The sequence below is a fragment of the Shinella sp. WSJ-2 genome (assembly GCF_003432075.1).
Classification (GTDB): domain Bacteria; phylum Pseudomonadota; class Alphaproteobacteria; order Rhizobiales; family Rhizobiaceae; genus Shinella.
This window is the reverse complement of record NZ_QWBU01000001.1, coordinates 730,052-751,004: the sequence shown is the minus strand read 5'-3', so window position 1 is coordinate 751,004 and position 20,953 is coordinate 730,052. Positions and strand designations below refer to the sequence as shown.

Annotated in this window: 20 protein-coding genes; 7 read left to right on the top strand and 13 right to left on the bottom strand. The window is 63.0% G+C overall.

What is annotated here, in order from left to right:
* Nucleotides 1-29: 29 nt before the first annotated feature.
* Nucleotides 30-1,133 (bottom strand): redox-regulated ATPase YchF, encoded by a 1,104-nt coding sequence (gene ychF, locus D0Y60_RS03575; protein WP_117366771.1) that lies wholly within the window; start codon nucleotides 1,131-1,133, stop codon nucleotides 30-32.
* Between the two features lie 158 nt (nucleotides 1,134-1,291).
* On the opposite strand from ychF, the gene clpS reads away from it, so the two are divergent.
* Nucleotides 1,292-1,603, top strand: coding sequence for an ATP-dependent Clp protease adapter ClpS (gene clpS / locus D0Y60_RS03570; protein ID WP_117366769.1), 312 nt, complete (start codon nucleotides 1,292-1,294; stop codon nucleotides 1,601-1,603).
* Nucleotides 1,604-1,613: 10 nt separating this feature from the next.
* Here the strand turns inward: clpS and pth are convergent, their stop codons facing one another.
* The 4 genes from pth to D0Y60_RS03550 all read right to left on the bottom strand — a co-directional run bounded on the left by pth (nucleotide 1,614) and on the right by D0Y60_RS03550 (nucleotide 6,406).
* Entirely contained in the window at nucleotides 1,614-2,330 is a 717-nt protein-coding gene (pth, locus tag D0Y60_RS03565) for an aminoacyl-tRNA hydrolase (protein ID WP_117366767.1), read from the bottom strand.
* A gap of 72 nt (nucleotides 2,331-2,402) precedes the next feature.
* A complete protein-coding gene (locus D0Y60_RS03560) occupies nucleotides 2,403-3,152 on the bottom strand; it encodes a transporter substrate-binding domain-containing protein (protein ID WP_117366765.1) in 750 nt (249 codons plus the stop codon).
* 19 nt (nucleotides 3,153-3,171) lie between these two features.
* A complete protein-coding gene (locus tag D0Y60_RS03555; protein WP_117367084.1) occupies nucleotides 3,172-5,559 on the bottom strand; it encodes an EAL domain-containing protein in 2,388 nt (795 codons plus the stop codon).
* A 238-nt stretch (nucleotides 5,560-5,797) separates the two neighbouring features.
* Nucleotides 5,798-6,406, bottom strand: a complete 609-nt coding sequence (locus D0Y60_RS03550) for a 50S ribosomal protein L25/general stress protein Ctc (RefSeq protein WP_117366763.1) — start codon at nucleotides 6,404-6,406, stop codon at nucleotides 5,798-5,800.
* A gap of 244 nt (nucleotides 6,407-6,650) precedes the next feature.
* On the opposite strand from D0Y60_RS03550, the gene D0Y60_RS03545 reads away from it, so the two are divergent.
* Complete coding sequence (locus D0Y60_RS03545) at nucleotides 6,651-8,096, top strand: hypothetical protein (protein WP_147324489.1); 1,446 nt, start codon at nucleotides 6,651-6,653, stop codon at nucleotides 8,094-8,096.
* Between the two features lie 2 nt (nucleotides 8,097-8,098).
* On the opposite strand, the gene D0Y60_RS03540 is transcribed toward D0Y60_RS03545, so the two are convergent.
* Entirely contained in the window at nucleotides 8,099-9,283 is a 1,185-nt protein-coding gene (locus D0Y60_RS03540) for a benzoate/H(+) symporter BenE family transporter (protein ID WP_117366759.1), read from the bottom strand.
* Nucleotides 9,284-9,490: 207 nt separating this feature from the next.
* On the opposite strand from D0Y60_RS03540, the gene D0Y60_RS03535 reads away from it, so the two are divergent.
* The 3 genes from D0Y60_RS03535 (at nucleotide 9,491) to D0Y60_RS03525 (ending at nucleotide 12,705) form a co-directional block, all read left to right on the top strand.
* A complete protein-coding gene (locus tag D0Y60_RS03535) occupies nucleotides 9,491-10,450 on the top strand; it encodes a helix-turn-helix domain-containing protein (RefSeq protein WP_117366757.1) in 960 nt (319 codons plus the stop codon).
* A gap of 149 nt (nucleotides 10,451-10,599) precedes the next feature.
* Nucleotides 10,600-12,108 (top strand): aldehyde dehydrogenase, encoded by a 1,509-nt coding sequence (gene adh, locus D0Y60_RS03530; RefSeq protein WP_117366755.1) that lies wholly within the window; start codon nucleotides 10,600-10,602, stop codon nucleotides 12,106-12,108.
* 228 nt (nucleotides 12,109-12,336) lie between these two features.
* The gene (locus D0Y60_RS03525) at nucleotides 12,337-12,705 is read left to right on the top strand and encodes a DUF779 domain-containing protein (RefSeq protein ID WP_117366753.1); all 369 of its coding nucleotides are present in this window, start codon (nucleotides 12,337-12,339) and stop codon (nucleotides 12,703-12,705) included.
* A 72-nt stretch (nucleotides 12,706-12,777) separates the two neighbouring features.
* Here the strand turns inward: D0Y60_RS03525 and D0Y60_RS03520 are convergent, their stop codons facing one another.
* The 7 genes from D0Y60_RS03520 to lgt all read right to left on the bottom strand — a co-directional run bounded on the left by D0Y60_RS03520 (nucleotide 12,778) and on the right by lgt (nucleotide 19,589).
* The gene (locus D0Y60_RS03520) at nucleotides 12,778-13,464 is read right to left on the bottom strand and encodes a Kazal-type serine protease inhibitor domain-containing protein (protein ID WP_199564101.1); all 687 of its coding nucleotides are present in this window, start codon (nucleotides 13,462-13,464) and stop codon (nucleotides 12,778-12,780) included.
* 164 nt (nucleotides 13,465-13,628) lie between these two features.
* Entirely contained in the window at nucleotides 13,629-14,561 is a 933-nt protein-coding gene (locus tag D0Y60_RS03515) for a ribose-phosphate pyrophosphokinase (RefSeq protein ID WP_117366751.1), read from the bottom strand.
* A 126-nt stretch (nucleotides 14,562-14,687) separates the two neighbouring features.
* Nucleotides 14,688-15,455: a hypothetical protein gene (locus D0Y60_RS03510; protein WP_117366749.1), complete on the bottom strand. Its 768-nt coding sequence runs from the start codon at nucleotides 15,453-15,455 to the stop codon at nucleotides 14,688-14,690.
* 101 nt (nucleotides 15,456-15,556) lie between these two features.
* Nucleotides 15,557-16,708, bottom strand: coding sequence for a Xaa-Pro peptidase family protein (locus D0Y60_RS03505; RefSeq protein WP_117366747.1), 1,152 nt, complete (start codon nucleotides 16,706-16,708; stop codon nucleotides 15,557-15,559).
* A 34-nt stretch (nucleotides 16,709-16,742) separates the two neighbouring features.
* Entirely contained in the window at nucleotides 16,743-17,534 is a 792-nt protein-coding gene (gene pgeF, locus D0Y60_RS03500) for a peptidoglycan editing factor PgeF (RefSeq protein WP_117366745.1), read from the bottom strand.
* A 99-nt stretch (nucleotides 17,535-17,633) separates the two neighbouring features.
* Entirely contained in the window at nucleotides 17,634-18,734 is a 1,101-nt protein-coding gene (locus D0Y60_RS03495; RefSeq protein WP_117366743.1) for a class I SAM-dependent methyltransferase, read from the bottom strand.
* Between the two features lie 12 nt (nucleotides 18,735-18,746).
* On the bottom strand, nucleotides 18,747-19,589 hold the full coding sequence (gene lgt / locus D0Y60_RS03490; protein ID WP_117366741.1) for a prolipoprotein diacylglyceryl transferase: 843 nt from the start codon (nucleotides 19,587-19,589) through the stop codon (nucleotides 18,747-18,749).
* 212 nt (nucleotides 19,590-19,801) lie between these two features.
* Between lgt and D0Y60_RS03485 the strand changes: the two genes are divergently transcribed.
* Nucleotides 19,802-20,059, top strand: coding sequence for an accessory factor UbiK family protein (locus D0Y60_RS03485; protein ID WP_117366739.1), 258 nt, complete (start codon nucleotides 19,802-19,804; stop codon nucleotides 20,057-20,059).
* A 391-nt stretch (nucleotides 20,060-20,450) separates the two neighbouring features.
* On the top strand, nucleotides 20,451-20,951 hold the full coding sequence (locus D0Y60_RS03480; RefSeq protein ID WP_117366737.1) for a YbjN domain-containing protein: 501 nt from the start codon (nucleotides 20,451-20,453) through the stop codon (nucleotides 20,949-20,951).
* The last annotated feature ends 2 nt before the right edge of the window (nucleotides 20,952-20,953 follow it).

Sequence of the window (20,953 nt, the reverse complement as noted above, 5' to 3'; positions counted from 1 at the left end):
CAGCTTGAAGATGCCAAGATGTTTGCCGCTTACGTGTTGAAGCGGAAGTGGATGACGTCGCCGTCGTTGACCACGTATTCCTTGCCTTCGTCGCGACCCTTACCGGCTTCCTTGGCACCGACTTCGCCCTTGTAGGCGATGTAGTCGTCATAGGAGATGGTAAAGGCGCGGATGAAACCGCGTTCGAAATCGGTATGGATGACGCCGGCCGCCTGCGGGGCCTTGGTGCCGCGCACGATGGTCCAGGCGCGCGTTTCCTTAGGGCCGACGGTGAAATAGGTGATGAGGTCGAGCAGGTGGTAGCCGGCGCGGATGAGGCGGTCGAGGCCAGCTTCCGTGAGGCCGAGCGCCGAGAGGAATTCTTCGGCTTCTTCTTCCGGCAGCTGCGCGACTTCGGATTCGATCGCAGCCGAGATGATGACGCATTCCGCGCCCTGTTCCCTAGCCATGGCGGCGACTGCTTCGGTGTGCGCGTTGCCGGTCGAGGCATCGGCTTCCGCGACGTTGCAGACGTAAAGAACCGGATGTGAGGTGAGCAGGTTCAGGCCCTTCAGGACCTCGATCTCTTCCGGCGCCAACGTCTTCAGGAGAAGACGGGCCGGCTTGCCCTCGTTCAGGAGCTTCACCACGGCTTCCATGATCGGCAGCTGGGCGAGCGAATCCTTGTCCTTGCTGGCGGCGCGCTTGCGGGTCTGCTCGACGCGGCGCTCCAGGCTTTCGAGGTCGGCGAGCATCAGCTCGGTCTCGATCGTGTCGGCGTCGCCCACCGGATTGATGCGGCCTTCGACATGAGTGATGTCGTCGTCCTCGAAGCAGCGCAGCACGTGCACCACGGCGTCGACTTCGCGGATATTGGCGAGGAACTTGTTGCCGAGGCCTTCACCCTTCGACGCGCCACGCACGAGGCCGGCGATGTCGACGAAGGAGATGCGCGTCGGGATGATTTCGTTGGAGCCGGCAATGGCGGCGAGCGCCTTCATGCGCGGATCGGGAACCGCCACTTCGCCGGTGTTCGGCTCGATGGTGCAGAAGGGATAGTTCGCCGCCTGGGCGGCCGCCGTCTTGGTCAGCGCATTGAAGAGGGTCGACTTGCCGACATTCGGCAGGCCGACGATACCGCATTTGAAGCCCATGGAGATGGTCCATTCGTCTTAAGAAAATCGTTGCCCTCGCTATGGGGGATGGGAGAGGCAGGGTCAAGAGCTTGGCGGCACCGGGGCCTTGAACTCACGCCTCCTGCGGTGCACAATGGCTCAACATCGCTCGAAGCCAACGTCATGAGGAGCTTCCCATGAGCAATGGTGACACGACCCTCACCCCGAAGACATCAACCAAGCCGAAGCTCGAACGGCCGAAGCTCTACAAGGTTCTGCTCGTCAACGACGACTATACGCCGCGCGAATTCGTCGTGCTGGTGCTGAAGGCCGTGTTCCGCATGGCCGAGGAAACGAGCTACCGGGTGATGATGACGGCCCACAAGATGGGCACCTGCGTCGTCGTCATCTGCGCCCGCGATATCGCCGAGACCAAGGCGAAGGAGGCGACGGACCTCGCCAAGGAGGCGGGCTATCCATTGCTGTTTCAGACGGAGCCGGAAGAGTAGCCGCTACTTCTTATTCGCCCTTGTTGCCGAGCAGCTTCTTCAGCATTTCCGCCATCGGGCCTGTCGTCGGCAGGATTTTCGGCTGGTTGTGGTTTCGCGCCTGGCGGATGTGGGACTGGCCGCCGGGCTTCTTTTCGGGCGCGGCCTTCTCCTCCGGCTTGCTGCCGGTGGCGAGTACCAGCTTGTTCATCAGCTGCGAATCCTCACCCCGCACCAGCATGTCGGTGTTGAGAGCCAGCTCGTCGAGCAGCGGGTCGAGCCAGATATGGTCGGCCTTGGCGAAATCGCCGAGCACGTGGTTGGTCACCAGCTCCTTGGCACCGGGATGGCCGATGCCGAGGCGCATGCGCCGGTACTCCTTGCCGCAATGGGCGTCGATCGACTTGATGCCGTTGTGCCCGCCATGGCCGCCGCCGACCTTGATGCGCACCTTGCCGGGTGCGAGATCGAGTTCGTCATAGATCGCAACAATGTCCTTCGGGGCGAGTTTGAAGAACCGCATCGCCTCGCCGACCGATTCCCCCGATAGGTTCATGAAAGTCTGCGGCTTAACGAGCAGCACCTTCTCGCCAGCGATCTCGCCTTCGGCGATTTCGGCCTTGAATTTCTTCGACCAGGGCGAGAACGGGTTCTTGCGGTGGATCGCATCCAGCGCCATGAAACCGATATTGTGGCGGTTGCCCGCATATTTTGCGCCCGGATTGCCGAGACCCACGATGATCTGCATGGAAGTGGTCCGCAAGAAAAGTTATTCGTGTCTTCACCACCGCGAAAGCGGCTGGAAGTCAACCGCCTTGGGTCAATTCTTCATGCCGTTGTCGGCCGTACGCGTGTCCGGGGGCAGGCCGTAGGCGGTGAAGATCCGGTCCTGATCGCCGTTAAGGATCAGCTTGTCCAGCTCGGCCTGAAGACCCGCGATCAGTTGCTGTGGGGTCTGTCTGTTGCAGGCGAGTCCATAAATCTGGCCATCCATCAACATGGCTTTCTCGACCGGAATCCCGTCTTTGATCAGCTTCTTGTAGGTTTTGACGGAGGTCGGCATCAAGTCGATGCGGCCGGAAAGAAGCTTGCGCAGCGTGATGTCGATATCGGCGGCGAGGTCGATATTCTTGAAGCCAAGGAGTTCAAGCGCCTCCACGGCAAAATCGCCGCGTTGCGAGCCGACCTTAAGTTCGAGCGCTTTGGCAAGCGTCAGGCCGTTATGCGCGTCGCCCTGACGTTTGATGAGAACCATCTGGTCCTTGAGCAGTGGATTGACCCAGATGAAACGCTTGGTGCGCTCGCGGTTGTAGCCCGTCGTGAAAACGCAGGTGTTCGGCTGGTTCTCGGCCATCGCGAAGGCGCGCGCCCAGGGCATGATCTCCAGCGTGTAGTCGATACCGGCAGCCTTGGCGATCGTCTCCACCTGATCGACCGCGATGCCGGTAATCTTGCCGTCCTTGGTGTAGTTGAAGGGGGCATATTCTTCCGTCACGAAATGCAGCGTTTCGGCAAGGGCTAAAGAAAGCGGGGCAAGCGACAAGCAAAGCGTCAAAAGCAGTGTCTTCATCGTCTTGTCCCTCAAACTTTCAGGAGGCCATGGCGCGACGCCCGGGCACGTCGGGCTTTGCAAATTCGTCGAGTTTTTCGAGCAGCGCCTCCAGCGGCAAGGGCTTACTCAGCAGGTAACCCTGCCCGAACTCGATATCCATGCTCTGCAGGATATCCCATTGTTCCGTCGTCTCAATGCCTTCGGCCACCACCGTACAACCCATCTGGTGCGAGATGGTGCGGATGCCCTCGACGAGCATGCGGCTCTTGCGGCGCACATCCGGTTGATCAGAGGAGAGCGAGCGGGTGAAGGACTGGTCGACCTTGACGATATCGACCGGGAAACGGTTGAGATAGCTGAGCGAGGAATAACCCGTGCCGAAATCGTCAAGCGCGATGCGGCAGCCGAGATCGGAAAGCGCGTCGAGCACCTCGCGCACGACGGGATTGTCCAGCATCAGCACGGCCTCGGTGATCTCGACGACGATGCGCGACGGTGCGATGCCTCTTTCCAGAAGCAGGGCCGCGATGCGGGCGGGCAGGACCTGCTCGAATTGCAGGGGCGAGAAATTGACCGCGAGATAGGTGTCGCCAAGGCCATCAAGCTTGGAGATGACTGCCAGATTGGCGATGGCCTTCGAGAGGATGCAATCGCCGATCCGGGCGATCGTGCCGTTCTCCTCCGCAATGCCAATGATCTTGGCCGGCGGCAGGATGCCGCGCTCGGGGTGATGCAGGCGCATCAGGGCCTCGAACCCGGCGACGCGGCCGTCCGCGAGGCTGACAATCGGCTGGAGATGGGCGGCGAACCAGTCGTCGCGCAGCCCCTGGTCGATGAATTGCTCGATCTCGAGTCGCCTGCGGGCGATGTCGACCATGTTGTTGTCGAAGAGCTGCACGCCGTTCTTGCCGCTGCGCTTGCGCGCATACATGGCCATGTCGGATTTCTGTAAGAGGCAGGCGGCGGTGGCGGCATGGTCGGGATAAACAGCGATGCCAATGCTGGCGCTGACATTGAGCTCCGCACCGTTGACAATGAGCGGTGCGCGCAGGCTGGCGACCAGCCGGTTGCTGATGTCCATGGCGAGCTGGCGGGCATCTGGGGCGGACAGCAGGATGGCGAATTCGTCGCCGCCGAGCCGGGCGATCACGTCATTGGCGCGCAGCTGGCGGCGCAGCCGCATGGCAACCTGACAGAGCACGTCATCGCCGCTGGCATGGCCGAGATTGTCGTTGATCCACTTGAAGCGGTCGAGATCGACGAAAAGGCAGGCGAGCTGCTGACCATGCGCGTCCACTTCGCCGATCAGCTCGTCCAGCACGGTCTCGAAGCCTTGACGGTTGAGCAGGCCGGTCAGGTGGTCGGTAATGGCCTGGCGATGGTTACGGGTCTCGGCTTCCTTGAGATCGGTGACATCGGTCATGACCGAGAGCGATAGCGCCTGACGCCTGCTGCTTGCCTCTGCGCCGGTTTCCAGGATCAGCACGTCGATCACGTTGCCGTCGGCGCACAGGAAGCGCAGGGTCACCTCGCAGATGCCGCCGTCCTCCAGGTTCGTCGTATGTCGCTTGCGATAGGTCTCGCGGCACTCCTCGACAACGAAGTCGGTGAATTCATGGCCGATCACCGCCTCACGGCGATAGCCGGTCGCGGTCAGCCAATAGTCGCTGACGGCCGTGATGCGGTTTTGCGCATCGATGGAGAACAGCATGGCCGGTGTCAGGTTGTAGATATCGGTGGCGCGGGCATGAGCGAGTTTCAGCTCGTTTTCCTCGCGTGCCAGCTTGCTCTGCATCTCGTTGAAGTTATGCGCGAGCGCGCCCATCTCGTCGTTCGAGGTCCAGTCGACATGATGGCGCGAGCCGAGCCGGCGCGTCGCTTCGATGGCCGCGGTCAGTCGCATCAGCGGACGGATGATGGTGATACGGTTGCCGATGATGGCGGCGGTGAAGAGCGTTGCGACGGCAAAGAAGAAGATGGCGAAGATGCTCAGCTCATCCGTCGAGAAGCGCGAGAATAGACCTTCTTTGCGAATCCAGATTTCCGCCGTCCCGACCTTCTTGATGCCGTCGGTCGCCTTATAGAGGATATCGGTCTTGACGATGGAGCGCGCGTCGTCCGGGTTGGGCGAGACGGTGGGCTTGCGGATGTCGATGACGTCCGAGGTGTCGCGCACCTGAACATAGCTGATGTCGGCATCAGCCTGAAGTGCGGTGACAATCTGGTCGATGCTTTCCTTGTCGAAATCCCACAGCGGCTTGCCGAGCGCCTGGACATTGGCCTGAAGCAGCACTTCGGTGTTTTGCAGGCGCTCGCGTGCGACGCGGTCCGACGAAAGGATCAGGAACAGCAGGAAGAGCGGAGCGACGAAGACGAGCAGGGCGCCGATGACGATGGCGATGAAGCGGCCTTCGACCGAATGCATTTTCATGCCGGTCGTCCCTCCGCTGCGTTACAAAGCCAGTTCATATGCCCCTCTTGGCTTTTGCCATTTTCCCCAAGGGCCAGATTTTCATCAAAGTCTTAAATGTTGCTGAAATGGCGACCCGCAAAAGTGCTGATAATTCAAACTTCCCGCGGCGGTAACTTGGTCCGTTTCGGCAAAGAAAAACCCCGCGCCCTGGGTCAGGCGCGGGGTTTCGAGAATGGTCCCGGAGATGGGATTATTCTGCGGAGCCTTCGGCTTCTTCTTCCTTCACGCCGGCTGCCGGAACAGCGATCGTGGCGATCGTGAAGTCACGGTCGGAGATGACCGGGCTCGTGCCCTTCGGCAGCTTGATGTGCGAGATGTGGATGCCGTCGCCGACCTTGAGGCCGGAGAGATCGGCGGTCAGGAATTCCGGGATGTCGCCAGCCAGAGCGTGCAGCTCGACTGCATGGCGCACGATATTCAGGACACCGCCGGCCTTGATGCCCGGGGACTTCTCTTCATTGATGAAGTGAACCGGCACTTCGACGACAACGTGGGTGTTACCCGAAACGCGCAGGAAGTCGACATGCATGGTGAAGTCGCGGACGGGATCCAGCTGGAAGTCCTTAGGCAGAACCTTGATCTTCTCGCCGTTGACGTCGATCGTGGCGACCGTCGTCTTGAAGCCGCCAGCGTGGATGCGCTGGGTGACGTCCTTGGTCGAGAGGGCGATCGACAGGGGGGCCTGCTTGTCGCCGTAGATTACTGCAGGAATAAGGCCGTTGCGGCGAAGTTCACGGGAGGACCCCTTACCAACCCGTTCGCGCGTCTCGGCCTTGAGCTCGTAAGTTTCGTGGCTCATGGCTTTACCTTTCGTGTGTTACTGGAGAGCCTTTCGCGCATCGGGCTGCGCCCGGCGATGCAAAAGGCTTGAGGATTTCGTGAAAGCCTCATCCACGTTGCCTCCAAGGGTGTCTACGCGGACGGGGGCTCCATAAACAAGAATGCCCGGAAATGCAAGGGCCGGGGCCGGCTTGATCCCGGATTGACATGCTGCCGCTGCGATTGGATGTTCGGTGGCGAAAGCTTCGCTGAAGGAGAATGGAATGAGACGACAGATCCTGATGGCCTCGGCCGCCCTTGCGCTTGTTTCGGCAAGCCCCGCCGCCGCCCAGGAGATTTCGCCTGCCGGTGCGGAAAGCCTCCAGCAGCGCCTGACGCACTATCTGCCGAAGGACATCGTCGATGCCGGCCTCATCACGGTGAAGGCTGCTTCTTCCTTCTATGAATTGCGCCTCAACCCCTCGGTTCTGCTGGACAAGGCCAAAGAGGGCTCGGTGAAGGTCGAGGGCCTGAAGCCGATGACGGCCTATCTGCGCCCGCAGCCGGAGGGCACCTATCGATTCGAATCGAGCGACAGCCTTGACATCAAGGGCACATTGCCCGGCGAGGGCTCCTTCACCTATCTCGTCGATACGATGAAGATGGACGGGATCTACGATCCTGAAGTTCTCTATTTCACCTCTGCGAACTGGTCGGCGAAGCGCATAGGCTTCTCCAGCACGACGCCGAAGGAAAGCGTGACGGCCAGCTTCGGCGAAGTGTCCGGACAGGTCACGTCGGAAAAGAAGGCACCGGGGATCATCGACATTTCGAGCACCGGGGTCATGAAGGCGTTCAGTGAAACGATCACCGGCGACCCCTCCGGCCGGGTCGATATCGGCGCGGATACGCTTGATATCGATGTCAGCATGGACGGTGCGCGCTACAAGGTCCTCCAGGATCTCGTGTTCTTCGTGCTCGACAACATAAAGAAGGACAAGCTCGATCCGGCGGATGCTACGAAGCTCAAGGATTTGCTGCGCGCCTCGCTGCCGGTGTTCGACAACCTGACCGAGACGATCAAGGCGTCCAACGTGACCGTCGGTACGGACAAGGGCACGTTTGGCGCCGATGCGGTGACCTACAATATCGACATGAACGGCATCGGCCATTCGACGCGTGTCGGCTTCGGTTTCGGCGTGGAACATCCGAAGCCGCCGGCCGGCGTGCTGCCGGCGGAATTTGCCGAGGCACTGCCGGAGCGGGCGAATTTCAAGGTGGCGGTCGCGAATCTCGATCTTGCCGGCGCCGTGCATTACCTTATCGATCACGCCGACTTCACCAAGCCGGAACCGCTGACGGAAGAGCAGAACAAGGAGATCGGCCGCATCGTCCTGCCGAACGGTGCGATGACCGTCGACTTCGAGGATATCTCGGCGGCATCGCCGATCTATGATCTGCAGGTCTCCGGCAAGATGACGGTCTATCCCGACCAGCAGGATCGCCGCAGCGCCGATATCACGATCACCATGCGCGATTTCGACAAGACGATTACCTATCTTCAGCGCAATGCCGGAAAGGTGCCGCAGTTCGGCCAAGCCTCCTTCGGCCTGCTGATGATGAAGGGCCTTGCCCGCAAGGGCAGCGGCGATGCGCAGATTTGGGACCTGACGGTCGGCGAGGATGGCAAGGTGCTGATCAACGGCCAGCCGCTGCCCTTCCAGCCGTAGGCTTATGCTTTGCGCTTCGCGGTGAAACGCGAAAGCGCCAGCATCAGGCCGCCGGCGAGCAGGCCCCAGAAAGCACCGGAAATGCCGGCGAAGGAGACGCCCGAGGCGGTGACGAGGAAGGTCACAGCAGCGGCTTCCCGTCCGTCGATTTCCTTGAAGGCATTGAGCGCCGAATTGGCGAAGGCGCTGATCAGCGCAAGGCCGGCGACGGCCTGGATGAGGATGGGCGGCGCCAAGCTGACGAAGGCGGTCACCGCGCCTGCGGCAAGGCCGAAGATCACGTAGAAGACGCCGGCATTGATCGCCGCCCAGTAGCGCTTGGCCGGGTCGGGATGCGCGTCGCTGCCGGCGCACATGGCGGCGGTGATGGCGGCAAGGTTCACCGCATGACCGCCGAACGGGGCCGAGAGCAGCGAGAACAGGCCGGTGGTGGCAAAGAGCGGGCCGGGATTGGGCTCGTAGTGATTGACCTTCAGCACCGCGATGCCTGGAATGTTCTGCGAGGCCATGGTGACAATGAAGAGCGGCAGCGCAATGCTGACGAGGCCGGCAAAGGTGAAGGCGGGGGGGATGATCTCCGGCTTCGGCAGCAGGGCCTCGGCCAACCCGGCAAAGGCGCCCGCGGGAATATCGACACCGAAGGCGAGCACGGCGACGAAGGCTGCGAGCGCCGCCGGCACGGCATAGAGCCGGTTGAGGCTGCCGACGACGACCCAGGCGAGCACGATCGGCAGGCCGAGCCAGGGATTGAAGGCAATGGCCTTCACCGGCGCGAAACATAGGCCGATCAGCACGCCGGCCAGCATGGCATTGGCGAGCGCGGCGGGAATGGCGGCGACCATGCGGCCAAGCGGCTTCCAGAGGCCTGCAATGACGATCAGCACCGCGCAGACGATGAACCCGCCCACCGCCGTGGCAAAGCCGCCCTCGACCGCGCCGGAACTGGCAAGCAGCGCGGCCCCTGGCGTCGACCAGGCGATGGAGACGGGCAGGCGCGTCGCGACGCTGAGCACGATGGCGCAGACGCCCATCGACACGGAAAGCGCCATCAGCCCGGAGGCGGCCTGCGCCTCCGTGGCGCCGACGCCGGTCAGGCCGTGCAGCACGACGGCGAAGGAACTGGCAAAACCGACGAAGGCGGTGAGCAGGCCCATGAACAGGGCTTGAGCGGAAAAATCACGAAGCATGGCAGGATCGATGAAGGAAAGGGATGCGCAGTCGTAACAGGCGGCGCGGGGCTTGGAAACAGGCTTTTGGCCGGCAGATGCGCCGCTTGCTTGAATGCCCAGCCTTGGACCTTGGTCGCGCTGGACCTTCCATCGCAAGCACGGTTATAGTGCGCGACGTTATATTCAGATGCGACGATCGGTCGGAAGCTTTCGGGAGGAGAGCGGATGCCCCTGCGTTTCGATCACGCGGATCATGTGCACAGCGTGGCGGGTCATGCATCCGCCGCGGCCAGTTCGCCTGTTGCCGCCTCCTGGAGGCGTTGCCTCACATTGCATGGCCTGTCTCCGGAAGAGGCTCGCGCGCCTTGGCGGCTGAGCGAGGCGGAATTCCGCCATGCCCGCACGCGCTCCAGCGTTCTCGTCGAGGAGGCCTCGGGCGAACTCGACCGTCTCTTCGCGACGGTCGGCAAGGCCGGCTGTTGCCTGCTGCTGACGGATGAAAACGGCATCGCGCTCGAGCGGCGTGGTGCGGCGGGCGATGACCGGGCGTTTCGCGGCGTGGGCCTGTGGTCCGGCACGGTCTGGAGCGAGGCGAGCGTCGGCACCAACGGCATCGGCACGGCGCTGGCCGACGAGCGGCCGGTTCTCATCCTGCGCGACCAGCATTTCCTGTCGCAGAACACCGGCCTGTCCTGCACCACGGCACCGATCCGCGACCATACCGGCCGCATCGCCGCGGCCATCGACATCTCCACCTGCCGCGACGACGCCAACGAGATGACGATGGCGATCCTCTCGCAGGCGATCCGCGATGCCGCCGCGCGCATCGAGGCGGGGCTCTTCCGCCGCGCCTTTTCGGCGGCCCGCATCCTGCTCGTGCCCGTCGATGGCCGTGCAGCACCGGCGCTGCTCGCCGTCGACCGCGACGATCTCGTGCTTGGCGCCACCCGCGCGGCGCGTCAGGTGCTCGGTCTCGACGACCGGCGGATCGCCACCGGTATTGCCGCGTCCGACCTGCTGCAGGAGAACCGGGCGGAGGAGGGGCGGGACCTCGACGACGCCGAGCGCGCCGCGCTTCGCCGTGTTCTCACGCGCGCCGGCGGCAATATCAGCCAGGCGGCGGACCTGCTCGGCATCAGCCGCGCAACGCTCTATCGCAAGATGAAGAAGCTTTCGATCAACTGATGCTGCGGCGCAGCACAGCCGGCGCCGCCGACCTGTCTCAAATCTGAAACAGTCGCCGCAACCATCGCCTTGCAGGCTCTACCGCAATCCGCCGAAGCGCAGCACCATTCTCCCCACGGCCCATCCGGGTCTCTTTTGGGAGGAATGACATGCTGCATCAGAAGATCGTCGAAAACCCGTACAAGGCAAAGTACGGCAACTTCATCGGTGGCGAATGGAAGGAGCCCGTCGCGGGCCGCTACTTCGATAATGTCACGCCGATCACCGGCGGCAAGCTCTGCGAAGTCGCCCGCTCCGACGCCGCCGATATCGAGCTGGCGCTTGATGCCGCCCACGCCGTCAAGGACAAGTGGGGCCGCACCTCGAGCACCGAGCGCGCCAATATCCTCATGAAGATCGCCCAGCGCATGGAGGACAATCTCGACCTGCTCGCCCGCGCAGAGACCTGGGACAACGGCAAGCCGCTACGCGAAACGATGGCGGCCGACATTCCGCTCGCCATCGACCACTTCCGCTACTTCGCCTCCTGCGTCCGCGCCCAGGAAGGCACGATCGGCGAGGTCGACCACAACACCATCGCCTATCACTTCCACGAGCCGCTCGGCGTCGTCGGCCAGATCATTCCGTGGAACTTCCCGATCCTGATGGCCACCTGGAAGCTGGCGCCGGCTCTTGCCGCCGGCAACTGCGTCGTGCTGAAGCCTGCCGAACAGACGCCGTCCTCGATCCTCGTCTGGGCCGAGCTCATCGGCGATCTGCTGCCTGCCGGCGTGCTCAACATCGTCAATGGCTTTGGTCTGGAAGCCGGCAAGCCGCTCGCCTCCAATCCGCGTATCGCCAAGATCGCCTTTACCGGTGAGACGACGACCGGCCGCCTGATCATGCAATATGCCAGCCAGAACCTCATTCCGGTGACGCTGGAGCTGGGCGGCAAGTCGCCGAACATCTTCTTCGCCGATGTGATGAACGAGGACGACGACTATCTCGACAAGGCGCTCGAAGGCTTTGCGATGTTCGCGCTGAACCAGGGCGAGGTCTGCACCTGCCCGAGCCGCGCGCTGGTGCATGAGAAGATCTACGACCGCTTCATGGAAAAGGCCGTCAAGCGCGTGGAAAAGATCGTGCAGGGCAACCCGCTCGACACGGCGACGATGATCGGCGCACAGGCGTCCTCCGAACAGCTGGAAAAGATCCTCTCCTATATCGACATCGGCCGGCAGGAAGGTGCGGAAGTGCTGACCGGCGGTGGGCGTAATGATCTCGGCGGCGATCTTGCGGGCGGCTATTACGTCAAGCCGACCGTCTTCCGGGGTCACAACAAGATGCGCATCTTCCAGGAGGAGATTTTCGGACCGGTCGTTTCGGTCACGACCTTCAAGGACGACGCGGAGGCGCTCGCCATCGCCAACGACACGCTCTACGGCCTCGGTGCCGGCGTATGGAGCCGCGATGCGAACCGTTGCTACCACTTCGGCCGCGACATCCAGGCGGGCCGTGTGTGGACCAACTGCTACCACGCCTATCCGGCCCATGCGGCCTTCGGTGGCTACAAGCAGTCCGGTATCGGCCGCGAGACGCACAAGATGATGCTCGATCACTACCAGCAGACCAAGAACATGCTGGTCAGCTACTCTCCCAAGGCGCTCGGTTTCTTCTGAGCGACCGCCGCTTTCTCCCGTCCCCCGCGGAGAAGGCGAACGAAGGGCAGGCCTCCCCATCATCGGTTCCTGCCCGCTCCCTCTCCCCACCTGCCCGGGGAGAGGGAAACTGCGTTCTAGAGCATTTCCGATGAACTCTGGTTCGCCGGAAATGCCCTAGGTTTTTTGCCGCATTATCCGACGCCGAAGCGATCTCGCTTCGGCTGGAAATGCTCTGGGAGATCCGCAATGTCCGATATTCAGACCGAGCCGCGCGTGGTGGCGACCGAGGCGGCGCTGGATTTTATCCGGGAGATCCAGACGGATCATCCGGAAATCCTGTTCCATCAGTCGGGTGGCTGCTGCGACGGGTCCTCGCCGATGTGTTACCCTGCGGACGATTACATCGTCGGCGACCGTGACGTGAAGTTGGGCGAGATTGGCGGTGTACCTGTCTATATCAGCGAGAGTCAGTTCGGCGTGTGGCAGCACACGCAGCTGATCATCGACGTCGTCCCTGGCCGTGGCGGCATGTTCTCGCTCGACAATGGACGGGAGAAGCGTTTCCTCACACGCTCGCGGATTTTCGGCGGTGGCGAGGCTTGTCCGCTGCCGTAGCGTTGAGGGGCACCAGGCATGAAAAAGCCCGCCATGCGAATGGCGGGCTTTTCTATTTCGGGAACTGAGGTCTCAGTTTACCGCGCAGGCCGGGTCGCGTTTTGCTCGGCGCTTGTCCGCGCAGCGCGGATCCTCGCGCTCTTCGCGGCCGGAGCGATCCGCCCGCGTGCCGCTGTCATCGAGGCCAAGCTGGATGTCTGCATCCCGGCGTCTGTTGTCACTGCGCTCGCGATCCCGGTCCCTTTTGCGTTCACGGCTCGGACGAACGTCCTGATCCTGGCTCTGGTCTTGCCAGCCGATCGAGACCCGATCGCGCCGCGGGCGCTCACGCTGCTCTTCCCAGCCGGTGTCCGGACGGCGGAACTGGCATTCGCCGCGGCCGATCACGTCGTAACCGCTGGAACGCGCCTCGCAGGCATTGGCAAAGGTCTGGCGGTCACGGCCGCGCGAGCCGCAGACCGGCGCATATTCCCGCGTGCAGGCGCGGCCTTGGTCCGGAAAAGGATCGGGCCGGACGCCGAAGCGGCATTCACCGCGGCCGATGATGCGATAACCGTTGGAACGCGCTTCGCAGGCATTGGGGAAGGTCTGGGTTTCGCCGCCGCGCGAGCCGCAGACGGGCATGTATTCCATGGTGCAGGCCTGCGGGCGGGGGCGATAGTCCGGCCGTCCCTCATCGACCTCGACCTGGCAGGCGGCGAGCGTGCCGGCAGCAAGAAGGATGGCAGCACGTGCCGCCAGGCGGCTGAACAAAGACATTGATATCATAGGATTCCTCCTCGCGAATCTGAGCAGACCCTAACGCAAATTTGATCGGTCCGATATCGGCCGTGAACAAAAAAACAGGGGGTGGTTGCGGCATGAAAAAGCCCGCACAACCGAAGCGGGCGCGCAGGCTTTTAAGCTTGGAAAATATGGTTTCGTCAGTCGAAGAGGCTGGAGACGGACTCTTCCGCGCTCGTGCGGTTGATTGCTTCGCCGAGCAGGTTGGCGGTCGTGATGACGCGAATGTTGTGCGCCGACTGGACGGCCGTGGTGGGTTGGATCGAGTCGGTGATCACAAGCTCCTTGAGCTTCGACGAGGTGACGCGGGCCACGGCACCACCGGAAAGCACGCCATGCGTGATATAGGCGGTGACGCTGGTCGCGCCCTTGTTCAGAAGCGCCTCGGCGGCGTTGCAGAGCGTGCCACCGGAATCGACGATATCGTCGATCAGCAGACAGTCCTTGCCGGTCACGTCGCCGATGACGTTCATGACTTCCGATTCACCGGCGCGCTCGCGGCGCTTGTCGACGATCGCCAACTGGCAATCGAGGCGCTTGGCGAGTGCACGGGCACGCACCACGCCGCCGACGTCGGGCGAGACGACCATGACGTTCTGGAGATTGTAGTTTTCCTTCACGTCGCGCGCCAGGATCGGCACGGCGTAGAGGTTATCGGTCGGGATATCGAAGAAGCCCTGGATCTGGCCGGCATGCAGGTCGAGCGTCATCACGCGATTGGCGCCGGCCTCGGTGATGAGATTGGCGACGAGCTTTGCCGAGATCGGTGTGCGCGGGGCGGACCTGCGGTCCTGCCGGGCATAGCCGAAATAGGGGATCACGGCGGTGATGCGGCGCGCCGAGGAGCGGCGCATGGCATCGATCATGATCAGCATTTCCATCAGGTGGTCGTTCGTCGGGAAGGAGGTCGACTGGACGATGAAGACGTCCTCGCCGCGTACGTTCTCCTGGATTTCAACGAAGATTTCCTGGTCTGCAAAGCGCCGGACCGTGGCACGGCCGAGCGGAACATTCAGATAGTTGCAGATCGCTTCGGCCAGAAGCCGGTTCGAATTGCCCGCGAAAACCTTCATCTATGGTCCGCCTGTTATTCTGCTGATTGGGGGGCGTTTAAGGGGCCAGCCCCTCGAATGCAAGGGGCTTGCCCGCCTCACTAAGCGAATCTTCGCATTTCGCTGTGATTTACCGTTTCGAGCCTGTTAACCGGGCACGGAACCGCGCCAGTCGAGATATTCCCGGATGGTCTTCTGTGCGATCCCTTCCATCGTGCGGGCGGGAACCGCCGACCATGGATCGGACGCCGTGCCGGACACCGTTTCCTGGCCCTGGATGCGATGCAGCCGGGCGCCGCTACCGTCCAGCACGTCCCAGACATAGACGACGGTCGTGCCGCCATTGTCCTTCATGGCGGAGAAATAGCCCTTCAGGATGTATTTGCTGGAATTGTCGGAGGCGCTGCGGATGGTCAGGCCGTTGGAGCGGGCTTCCGCGCCGAGGCGCTTGGAGAGCGGCGTCACGGCCTCTACCGGCGCCCCGATGATCGGCAGGAAGCGGATCGTCTCGCCGGATTTCTGAGGCGTCGCGACGGCGATTTCTTCCGCACCGCCGGACGTCTCGGCCGCCAAGGAGCGCTGGGCCGTCTCGCGAGCCAGCGCCGTGTCGGATGCGGCCCGGCTGCCGGTGTTGTTGCGTTCGAGCGCATCGGCCTGGCCCTGCAGCGTGCCCGCCGTGTCGCGGCCGCTCGTCGTGCCGGTTTCGGCCGGCGTGGTGAAGGCGGTTTGCTGCGTCGTGGTGGTAACAGGCGTGGTCTGGGCGCTCATCTGGTCGAGGTCGCGCTGGGTGACGGGCGACGAATTCAGGCCGCCGCCGACATCGACCTGCGGCGTCAAGGCATCCGTGCTGTTGCAGCCGGAAAGGATCGCGATGAGGCCGATCACTGCCAGCCGCTTCATCAGCTCGTGCGTCATTATCGTCCCATGTCCTTCGCAGCGCCTGTGCCGCGCCCGTTCCCCGCAACGATTTATGGGTGGCCCTCAAAGCCCTGTCAATTGCGGGATCTGGTGAGCGATCAAACCTCGATGAAATCGAGGCCGTAGCGGGAGAGCGGCTTCGGCGTGTCCGTGGTGGTGAGGTAGGTCTGGCCGAGCGTCATGGCAGTGCCGCTGTCGGAATCGAGCAGGATCGTGTGCACGAAAACCGACATGTTCGGTTCGATCTCCTGCGGATTGCCGGCAAGGAACATCTGGTGCTCCATCCAGGAGGGCGCAAAACGCGCGCCGACGGAGTAGCCGCAGGAGTTCAGCCGGTGGCGGGCCAGACCCCGCTCGTCGAGGATGCGGGCATGGGTCTCGAAGACCGTGCCGAACGTATTGCCGGGGCGCAGCACCATTTCCATCGCCTGGATGGTCTCGCGGCAGGCGCTGTAGAGTTCGCGGTGGCGGGCGGTCGGCGTGCCGATCACGGCGGTGCGCATCATCGGCGCGTGATAGCGCGCGCTGACCCCGGTCCATTGCAGGCTGAGCTGATCCTGCGCTTCCAGACGGCGGCGGCCGGATTTCGAACGCACCAGCAGCGCGTCGTCGCCCGAGCCGATGACGAATTCGTTGGCGGCATAGTCTCCACCGCCGGAAAGCACGGCATTCTGCAGGGCGGCGAGAATGGCCGCCTCATCGCCGCCGGCCTTGATGAGCGGCAGGGCTGCATCCAGCGCCTCGTCCGAGAGGGCCGCGGCGCGCTCGACATAGGCGATCTCGGCCGGGCTCTTGATCAGGCGCAGGCGGCTGACGATCGCGGACGCGTCGATGAGCTGGCCGAAGCTCTGGAGCTGGTTGTCGAGGAGGCGCGCATTGCGGCCGGTCAGGCCATGCGTGTCGTATTCCACGCCGATGCGGCAGCCGAGCAGATCGAGATCGGACAGCAGGTTCTTCAGGTCCATCGTCGGGTCGGCGTTGACGCGGTCGATCCAGACCTCGATCTTCTCGATGGTCGAGGTGCGGCGCGCCTGGCGCAGGTCCGCTGAGCGGGTGAGCAACACCATCTCGCCGCTCGCCTTCACGACAAGCGTCTGGAAGAAGCAATAGCCGAAGGTGTCGTAGCCCGTCAGCCAGTACATGCTCTCCTGGGCGAAGAGCAGCATGGCATCAAGCTTTTCCTCCCGCATCCGGGAGGTGAGGCGCTGGAGCCGGTTGGCGTATTCCTCGCTGTCGAAGTGAAGTGCCATGGGTGTCTCCCTCGTCCGTTTGTATGTGTAAGCGTCAGGCCCTGACCATGATCGCCGAAATCTGGCGACCGTAGTCCGGTTCCTGCCGGTGCGTGGTGCGCCGGTAGGAGAAAAAGCGATCCTCGTCGGGATAGGTGCAGATGTCGAGGTTCTCTGCCGTCACGCCGGCATCGGACAGGCGCTGCGTCGTCAGGCCCGGCAGGTCGAACATCGCGTGCCCGTCTTTGCCCGAGGGTGTGAAATAGCGCTGATAGGCCGTGTCGACGGCCAGGAAGCGCTCGACGAATTCCGGGCCGACCTCGTAATTGCGCCGGCTGATCGACGGGCCGAGACTGGCGACGATGTTCTCGCGTTTCGCGCCGAGTTTTTCCATGGCGGCAATGGTGTTTTCGAGCACGCCGTAGAGCGCGCCCTTCCAGCCGGCATGGGCGGCGCCCACGATGCGCGCCTCCGGATCGCAGAACAGGATCGGGCCGCAATCGGCGGCCAGCACGCCGAGCACAACGCCAGGCGTGGCGCTGACCAGCGCGTCGGCTTGCGGCCGCGCACCGTCATAGGTTTCGTCCACCACGACGACGTCGGGCGAATGGATCTGGTGCACGGTCGCGAGCTTTTCCGGCTCGGCGGAAAACCAGCGAGCGACGCGGGCGCGATTCTCCTGCACGTTTTCACGCTCGTCCTGCGAGCCGAGGCCGACATTCAGGCCGCGATAGATGCCTTCCGATACGCCGCCGGCGCGGGTGAAGAAGCCGTGCTGCGCGGCTTTTCCGGCGCGTTCGGCGAGAAGTGGGCTTTGGATCGGGGAGGGAGGCGTCTGGTCCTTCATGGTCTCTCGGCTAGGCTTTGGAGGGGCCGCCAGGCAGGAACGCGACCGGGCATGCGGGGTGCAAATCGGGCCGGATGTTGTCCGGCCTTTCCCGGCATGTCAATCCGGCTGGCGGAAGGGGAAGAGCGAGAGCGGCGCGCTGCCGACGGCCAGAACCTTGAAAAGATCGCCCATTTTTCCAGCACCCGAGCCGGCGAGCCGGTCGACATCGTCCAGGATGGATTGCTGCGTCTCGGCGTCGCGATGACGGCCGAGCGCGGAGGCCCGTTCACCGATGCCCAGCCCGACGAGGAAATCGCCCTGGTGCAGCATACCGTGCACATGCAGGCCGGCGCCGGCGGCGGCGCCCGCCAGCCGCTCGAAATCGACATGGCTCGTCAGATCCGCCTCGCCGGGATGGGCGAGCGGCGGGTCGAAATCGTGCTTCAGGACCGCCTGTAGCGTATCGCCGAAGCCGGTGACGAAATGGCCATAGTCGATGATGACGGCCGAGCCGCCGAAGCGCGCAATGCGCTCGGCGATCGTCGCCATGACAGCCTCGCGTGCCGGCGCGATCTCAAAAATCGTGCCGTTCGGGACGCTCTTGTGATGCTCCGGAAGCACCGCGGGGTCGAGCGTTGCCACACCGGCGGCGAAGGTCAGCTCGTCCTCGGCATCCAGCCCGATGAGCCTTTCTCGGAAGCCGGCCGACGTCTTGATGAACTGGCGGATCGGGATGGCGTCGAACAGCTCATTGGCAGCCAGCAGCACGAAGCCGTCGGGCAACTCCTCGAAACTGTCGTGCCAGGTGACGCGGGCCGCCTGGGTGCCGAGCGTTTCGTGCTGGACGGCGCGCAGCTTCGGGCTGGTCTCGATCAGGTGAAAGGTCGCATTCTCATAGAGCTGCGGGGCGAGCTTGTGCACGACACGCAGCATGTCGGCCATCATCGTGCCGCGGCCGGGACCGATCTCGGCGATGCGCACGGTCTCCGGGCCGCCGTGTTTCTGCCAGGCGTGAACGAGGAATATGCCGAGCATTTCGCCGAACAGCTGGCTTACCTCCGGTGCCGTGACGAAATCGCCGGCACGGCCGAAAGGGTCGCGGGTGCGGTAATATCCATATTCGGGATCGGCGAGGCACAGCGCGAAATAGTCGGTGACGCTGATCGGTCCGTTGGTGCGGATCAGCGCCTTGATCTTTTGGGCGAGGGGTGTCGTCATGGCGGCGTTCGCTCAGGCGCTGGCCGGGTGGGCCGCACGGGCGCGAAAAATCGCCCAGAGACCGACGAGCAGCATCGGCAGCGAGAGCAGCATGCCCATGGTCAGCCAGCCGCCGAAGAGATAGCCGAGCTGCGGATCCGGCTCGCGGAAGAATTCCACCGTGATGCGCGACAGCGCGTAGCCGGCGACGAACAGGCCGGTGACGAGGCCGGGGCGCTTCAGCGCACCGAAACGGTAGATGGCGACGGCGAGCACGGCGAGCAGCACGATGCCCTCCAGGCCTGCTTCATAGAGCTGGCTCGGATGGCGGGCGAAGGGGCCGGCTTCCGGGAAGATCACCGCCCAGGGTGCATCCGACAGGCGGCCCCAGAGTTCACCATTCACGAAATTGGCGATGCGGCCGAAGAACAGGCCGATCGGCACGACGGCGGCGACGATGTCGAACAGGCTCCAGATCGGAATGCTGTTGCGGCGGGCAAACAGGATCATGGCGAGCGTTGTGCCGGCAAATCCGCCGTGGAACGACATGCCGCCGTTCCAGACCTGGATGGCGCGCAGCGGATCGGCCGCGACATTCGGGAAATCGTAGAACAGGATATAGCCGATGCGGCCGCCGAGAATGATGCCGACGGCGGCCCAGACGAGGAAGTCGTCGAGCTGCACGCGCGTCGCCGGCGCTTGCCCGGCCCAAAGCCGCGGCGTCTCGATCAGCCGGCGGGCATAAAACCAGCCGAGCAGGATGCCGACGACATAGGCGATGCCGTACCAGTGCACAGCGACCGGGCCGATCGAGAAGGCGATCGGATCGATCTCCGGGTAGGGCATGATGGCGAAGAGATTTGCGATGGTCGTCAAGGTCACTGTCTTCCGGTTTTCGCGGGGGAAGATGGCGACCGGACATGGCAGGGTCAAGGCGATAAATCGTGATACACGGCCCGCGAAGGGCCGGAACGGGCGGCGATCCACCGGAATCCGCTTGCAAGGCGCCCCATCAGACCCTACCTCAGGGACAGAGCGCGAGCGCAGATAGCCCGCAGGACCATCGATCCCCGAAGAGAGGGCTGACCATGACAACAGGTGCAAACCGTATTCTCGACGATTTCGCCAAGCTGATGACCGACGCCGCTGGTGCCGCTCAGGGCGTGCGCAAGGAGGCCGAGACGGTGTTCCGCGCGCAAGCTGAACGCTTCATCAACGGCATGGATCTCGTCAAGCGCGAGGAATTCGAAGCGGTGCGCGAAATGGCGATCAAGGCACGCGACGAAAACGACGCGCTTTTGAAGCGCATCGAAGCGCTGGAAGCCCGCCTCAACACGGGCAATTGACTCGTTTCAGGACAGCTTTGAACCATCAAGACTCGGTTGGCGTGATTCACCTCGCGCCAACCGTTTTTTTTAATAAAAATTTTACCCCTGTGGACACTCCCGAAAAGCTCTTTCGGCAGAGTCTCTTAAGCCTTGGTCCTGAATCTTTTTGGCAGGCTCTGTCCACAACCGGGCGGAGAAAATGGCAGCTGAGGGGCTGGCGTCGTGACTCTGCCGTTATACACTGATTTTAAATGATGATTCGAGACGGGCAGCGCAAGCTTCGGGCAGGGTAAGTCGTCCAGACTGCGCAAAGTGCCGAGCCAATCATTCAGTGTTGTATCCGGAGTATGGTTTGCCCGCGTCGTGTGTGAACGCGATGGCGCATGCCTGCCGGCCTTGAAGGTGATGCATGAGCCTTATGGAATTGGATATCGGGCGTCAGTCCAACCCGGTCGATATGATCGAGTTCGTCGCGGCCAACAATGACTGGTCGTTCGAACGTTCGGGCGAAGACGAAATCGCCATGACCGTCGAGGGCAAGTGGACGGACTACCACGTCTCCTTCTCCTGGATGGAAGAATTCGAGGCGCTGCATCTGGCCTGCGCCTTCGACATCAAGGTTCCCGAAAGCCGCGTCACAGAAGTGCATTGCCTGCTCTCGCATGTGAACGGCCAGGTGCTCATGGGGCATTTCGACCTGTGGCGCCGCGAGGATGTCGTGATTTTCCGCCAGTCGCTGCTTTTGGCCGGCGGCGCCGAGCCCACCAACCGTCAGGTCGAGGTGCTGCTGTCCAGCGCGCTTGAATCCTGCGAGGCCTATTTTCAGGCCTTTCAGTTCGTCGTCTGGTCCGGCATGGACGCCCAGTCCGCCGTCGATGCGGTGCTCTTCGAAACGGTTGGAGAAGCCTGAAA

Excerpts from the sequence above, each read along its gene's own strand:
- D0Y60_RS03495 (WP_117366743.1), bottom strand. The coding sequence starts at position 18,734 with ATGACGACACCCCTCGCCCAAAAGATCAAGGCGCTGATCCGCACCAAC.
- D0Y60_RS03515 (WP_117366751.1), bottom strand. The coding sequence starts at position 14,561 with ATGAAGGTTTTCGCGGGCAATTCGAACCGGCTTCTGGCCGAAGCGATC.
- D0Y60_RS03510 (WP_117366749.1), bottom strand. The coding sequence starts at position 15,455 with ATGACGCACGAGCTGATGAAGCGGCTGGCAGTGATCGGCCTCATCGCG.
- clpS (WP_117366769.1), top strand. The coding sequence starts at position 1,292 with ATGAGCAATGGTGACACGACCCTCACCCCGAAGACATCAACCAAGCCG.
- D0Y60_RS03520 (WP_199564101.1), bottom strand. The coding sequence starts at position 13,464 with ATGTCTTTGTTCAGCCGCCTGGCGGCACGTGCTGCCATCCTTCTTGCT.
- ychF (WP_117366771.1), bottom strand. The coding sequence starts at position 1,133 with ATGGGCTTCAAATGCGGTATCGTCGGCCTGCCGAATGTCGGCAAGTCG.
- D0Y60_RS03480 (WP_117366737.1), top strand. The coding sequence starts at position 20,451 with ATGAGCCTTATGGAATTGGATATCGGGCGTCAGTCCAACCCGGTCGAT.
- D0Y60_RS03550 (WP_117366763.1), bottom strand. The coding sequence starts at position 6,406 with ATGAGCCACGAAACTTACGAGCTCAAGGCCGAGACGCGCGAACGGGTT.
- D0Y60_RS03545 (WP_147324489.1), top strand. The coding sequence starts at position 6,651 with ATGAGACGACAGATCCTGATGGCCTCGGCCGCCCTTGCGCTTGTTTCG.
- pgeF (WP_117366745.1), bottom strand. The coding sequence starts at position 17,534 with ATGAAGGACCAGACGCCTCCCTCCCCGATCCAAAGCCCACTTCTCGCC.
- adh (WP_117366755.1), top strand. The coding sequence starts at position 10,600 with ATGCTGCATCAGAAGATCGTCGAAAACCCGTACAAGGCAAAGTACGGC.
- pth (WP_117366767.1), bottom strand. The coding sequence starts at position 2,330 with ATGCAGATCATCGTGGGTCTCGGCAATCCGGGCGCAAAATATGCGGGC.
- D0Y60_RS03505 (WP_117366747.1), bottom strand. The coding sequence starts at position 16,708 with ATGGCACTTCACTTCGACAGCGAGGAATACGCCAACCGGCTCCAGCGC.
- D0Y60_RS03525 (WP_117366753.1), top strand. The coding sequence starts at position 12,337 with ATGTCCGATATTCAGACCGAGCCGCGCGTGGTGGCGACCGAGGCGGCG.
- D0Y60_RS03560 (WP_117366765.1), bottom strand. The coding sequence starts at position 3,152 with ATGAAGACACTGCTTTTGACGCTTTGCTTGTCGCTTGCCCCGCTTTCT.
- D0Y60_RS03535 (WP_117366757.1), top strand. The coding sequence starts at position 9,491 with ATGCCCCTGCGTTTCGATCACGCGGATCATGTGCACAGCGTGGCGGGT.
- D0Y60_RS03485 (WP_117366739.1), top strand. The coding sequence starts at position 19,802 with ATGACAACAGGTGCAAACCGTATTCTCGACGATTTCGCCAAGCTGATG.
- D0Y60_RS03540 (WP_117366759.1), bottom strand. The coding sequence starts at position 9,283 with ATGCTTCGTGATTTTTCCGCTCAAGCCCTGTTCATGGGCCTGCTCACC.
- D0Y60_RS03555 (WP_117367084.1), bottom strand. The coding sequence starts at position 5,559 with ATGCATTCGGTCGAAGGCCGCTTCATCGCCATCGTCATCGGCGCCCTG.